This window comes from Nonomuraea sp. NPDC023979, from assembly GCF_040639085.1.
GTDB lineage: Bacteria > Actinomycetota > Actinomycetes > Streptosporangiales > Streptosporangiaceae > Nonomuraea > Nonomuraea ceibae.
The window spans coordinates 1-4,682 of sequence record NZ_JBEZZG010000076.1 but is presented as its reverse complement, the minus strand read 5'-3'; the positions used below and the strand labels follow the sequence as shown (position 1 = coordinate 4,682).

At 77.0% G+C, this 4,682-nt stretch carries 1 protein-coding gene; it reads left to right on the top strand.

What is annotated here, in order from left to right:
- Positions 1-56: 56 nt before the first annotated feature.
- On the top strand, positions 57-4,682 hold a 4,626-nt coding region (locus AB0G11_RS48805), incomplete at its 3' end, for an SDR family NAD(P)-dependent oxidoreductase (RefSeq protein ID WP_357594137.1).

Below are 4,682 nucleotides of genomic sequence, written 5' to 3'. Positions count from 1 at the left end.
TCCCGAACCCGGTGAGCAGCGCCCGCCCGGTCCCGGTCAGCAGCACGTTGGCCGGGTTGACCCGCCCGTGCACGATCCCGGCCGCGTGCGCCGCCACCCCCACCGAGACGCTCCAGCCCGCCCTGTTCGCCGTCGAGTACGCGCTCGCCACGCTCGTCCGGTCGTGGGGCGTCGAGCCGGCGATCCTGGCCGGCTACAGCCTCGGCGAGTACGTCGCCGCCTGCCTGGCCGGCGTGCTCACCCTCGACGACGCCGTCGCCCTCGTCACCCACCGCGCCCGCCTCATCGGCGAACTCCCCGAAGGCGCCATGGCCGCCGTGCCGCTGGCCGCCGCCGACGTCCTGGACCGCATCCGCCGCGCCGGCATCACCGGCGTCGGCGTCGGCGCGATCAACGGCCCCGAGCTCACCGTCCTGTCCGGCGAACCGCAGGCCGTCGCCGCCGCCCGGGCGCTCCTGGAGGCCGACGCGGTGCCGTGCCGGCCGCTCGCCACCACCCACGCCTTCCACTCCGCGATGATGGAACCCCTCCGGGACCGCCTCACCGCGTGGATCGCCGCCCACGTCACCCTCCACCCGCCCCAGATCCCGTACGTGTCCAACGTCACCGGCGAGATCGCCACGGCCGGGCAGGTCACCGACCCCGCCTACTGGGCCCGCCACATGTGCGAGCCCGTCCGCTTCCACGACATGCTGCGCACCCTCCTGCGGCACGACGGCGAGCCCGCGCTCCTGGAGATCGGGCCCGGCCAGTCGCTGGGCGCCATGGCGCGCGGCCACGCCGACTGCCCGCCGGACCGCTGGCCGCTCGTCGTCGCCACCCTGCCCGGCGCCGCCGACCCGCGCCCCGCCCGCGCCGTGCTCGCCGAGGCCGCCGGGCGGCTCTGGCTCGCGGGCGTCCCCGTCGACTGGGCCGGCTACCGGCAGGACCGGCCCGTCGCCAAGGTCGGGCTGCCCACCTACCCGTTCCAGCGCGAGCGCTTCTGGGTGAACCCGCCCGCAACCCCCACCCTCCCCGCCGCCGCCTCGCCCGCCGCCGAGCTTCCCGCGGACGCCGCGCCCCGGGCCGGGCACGTGTCCCTGCTGTCCCCCCGCTGGACCCCCGCCCCGCCCGCGTCGTCCGAGCTCCAGGCCACCCGCTACGCCCTCCTCACCGACGGCCCCGGCGGCGCCGGCGACGCCCTGGCCCGGACCCTGCGCGCCACCGGCGCCGACGTCGTCACCGCGGTCCCCGGCGACGCCTTCACCGAGACCCCGGACGGCTGCACGTTCGACCCCGCCGACCCCGCCACCCTCGCCTCCCGCCTCACGACGGACGGCCTCACGATCCTCGACCTCCGCCTCCTCACCCCGCCGACCGGCCCCGCCACCCCGTACGGCGGGACCGTCCCGTACGGCGAAGCGGTCCTGGCGAACGGACCCAGCCTCCCGAACGGGGCCGCACCCCACACTGGCCCGGCCGGAACCCCCGGCCCCGACGGCGGCACCGGCCCGGACGGCGGCGACGACCGCGACGGACAGGACGGCGAGGTCGGCCCGGACGGCGGCGACGGCCGCGACGGCACCGGCCCCGACGGCGGCAACGCCCACCACACCACCCCCACAGGCCCCTCCACCACCGACGAGCCCGCAACCCTCGACGGGCGTGCGCTCCCCGAAGGGGCCGCTGTCATCGGAGGGGATGGGCGGGGGGCGGTGTTGCCCGTGGCGGCGATGCTGGCGGCCTGGGGGGAGGCGACCGCCGAGACGGCCGCGCGGGTGATCGTCGTGACGCGCGGCGGGCAGGCCGTGGCCGCGGGGGAGCGCCCCGACCCGGGGATGGCCGCCGCCGCGACCCTGCCGATGGTCGCCAACCAGGAGTACCTGAACCTCGACTGCGCCACCGTGGACGTGGCCGGGGACGCGGACGCCGCCGAGGTGGCCGAGGCGCTGGAGGCGGAACTCCGCACCCCGCCCGGCGACGTCTTCGTCGCCTACCGCCACGGCACCCGCCTGACCCGCGCCTACACCCCCGACGACGCCACCCCGGCGGACGGGGCCCCGGTGCGGCGGGGCGGGACGTACCTGGTGACGGGCGGGCTCGGGGACGTGGGCCTGCTGCTGGCCGGCCACCTGGCGCGCGCCGGGGCGGGCAGGCTGGTCCTGGCCAGCCGGGGCGGCGTGCCGGACGACCCGGCCCACCTGCGGCGGCACGCGGTCGACGCGCTGCGGGAGCTGGGCGTCGAGGTGAGCGCCCCCCGCGTGGACGTCACCGACCCGGCCGCCGTGCGCGCGCTGCTGGCCGGGCTGGACCGGCTGGACGGCGTCGTGCACGCCGCCGCCGTGACCACGCCCGACACGTTCCGCCCGCTGCGCGAGCTGGACGCGGACGCGGTGGCCCGGCACTTCGACGCCAAGGTCGGCGGCGCGCTGGCGCTGGCCGAGGCGCTGGCGGGCACGGAGCTGACGCCGGACTTCTGCGTGCTGTTCGCCTCCACGTCGTCGCTGCTGGGCGGCATCACGTTCGGCAGCTACGCCGCCGCGAACGCGGCGCTGACGGCGATCGCCCACCGCCACCACGGCGGCGCCACCCGGTGGACGGCCGCGAGCTGGGACACCTGGGCGGTGACGCTCGACCGCATCGAGGGCGGCCTGGGCGCGGCGATGGCGGCGCACTCGATGACGGCGGAGGAGGCCCTGGCGGCCTTCGACCGGGTCCGGGCCGGCGCCGCCCCGCACGTCGTGGTCGCCGCGGGCGGTCTCGACGACCGGCTCCCGCGTGCCATGAGCGCGCCGGGCCCGGAGGCGGCCGGGAGCGGCGACCGCTTCCCCCGCCCCGAGCTGCCCCAGCCGTACACGGCCCCGATCACGCAGGCCGAGCGGGACCTGGCGGCGCTCTGGTCGGAGGTGCTGGGCGTGGAGCCTGTCGGCACCCGGGACAACTTCTTCGACCTCGGCGGCAACTCCCTGGTGGCGCTGCAGATGCTGGCGCTGGTGAAGAAGCGGCACGGGATCGCGGTGCCGACGGTGACCCTGTTCGAGGCGCCCACGGTCGCCACGCTGGCCGCCGTGCTCGACGAGCGCCGTTCCACCGCGCCGCCGCAGGCCGAGCCCGTACGGGCCGCGCGGGTGGAGCGCGTCACCGAGGACGAGGACCGGCGGATCGCGATCGTCGGGATGGCGGGCCGCTTCCCCGGCGCGCCGGACGTGGACGCGTTCTGGCGGAACCTGCGCGACGGCGTCGAGTCGATCACGTTCTTCTCCGAGGACGAGCTGCTGGCCGCCGGGGCCGATCCCGAGCAGGTGCGCGATCCGGCGTACGTGCCGGCGCGGCCGGTGCTGGACGACGTCGGGGGCTTCGACGCGGCGTTCTTCGGGATGAGCCCGCGCATGGCCGCCATCACCGACCCGCAGCAGCGGGCGTTCCTGGAGGTGTGCTGGGAGGCGCTGGAGCAGGCCGGTTACGCCGCGCCGGAGCGGCGGGGCCGGGTGGGCGTGTTCGGCGGCGCCAACATCAGCACCTACCTGCTGAGGATGACCGACCACCTGCTCGGCGCGGGCGGCAAGGCGGGCTTCAGCGACTTCGAAGTGATCATGGGCAACGACAAGGACGCGCTGCCCACGACCGTGTCGTACCTGCTCGACCTGCACGGGCCGAGCGTCGCCGTGCAGACGTTCTGCTCCACGTCGCTGGTCGCCGCGCACCTGGCGGTGCAGTCGCTGCGCAACGGCGAGTGCGAGCTCGCGCTGGCGGGCGGCGTCTCCATCCGGGTGCCGGACCGCGTCGGCCACCTGTACGGGCCGGGCGGGCAGGAGTCGCCCGACGGGCACGTGCGCACGTTCGACGCGCGGGCCAAGGGCAGCATGTTCGGCGACGGCGCCGCCGCCGTCCTGCTCAAGCGGCTGCCGGACGCGCTGCGCGACGGCGACCACGTCTGGGCGGTGATCCGCGGCACGGCGATGAACAACGACGGCGCGCTCAAGGTCGGCTACACCGCGCCCAGCGTCGTCGGCCAGTCGCGGGTGATCGCCGACGCGATGGCCGACGCCGGCGTCACCGGCGAGGACATCAGCTACGTGGAGGCCCACGGCACCGCCACCGAGCTGGGAGACCCGATCGAGGTGGCCGCGCTCGCCCGCGCCTTCGGCCCGACCAGCGAGCGCCGCTACTGCGCGATCGGGTCGGTCAAGACGAACGTCGGCCACCTGGACCGGGCGGCCGGGGCGAGCGGGCTGATCAAGACCGCGTTCGCGATCCGCGACGGCGTGATCCCGGCCAGCCTGCACTACACCAGCCCCAACCCGGAGATCGACTTCGAGTCGGGCCCGTTCTACGTCAACACCGAGCTGTCGCCGTGGCGGACCCGTGACGGCCGCCCGCGCATCGCCGGGCTGAACTCGCTCGGCATGGGCGGCACCAACGTCCACATGGTGATCGAGGAGCCCCCGGCCGTCTCCCGCGACGCCGAGCCGCAGGGCCGCCGCTACCAGGTGCTGCCGGTGTCGGCCCGCGCCGCCGCGGCGGCCGACGAGGCGTGCCGCAGGCTGGGCCGGCACCTGGCGGCCGAGCCGGGCGTCCGGCTGGCCGACGCCGCGTACACGCTGCAGGCCGTCGATGCTCGCCGAGCTGCCGGACGGCGCGTGGCTGGTGGAGCTGGCCTCGGTGCAGGCGGGCGGCGAGCTGGCGCAGGCCGCGCTCACCGC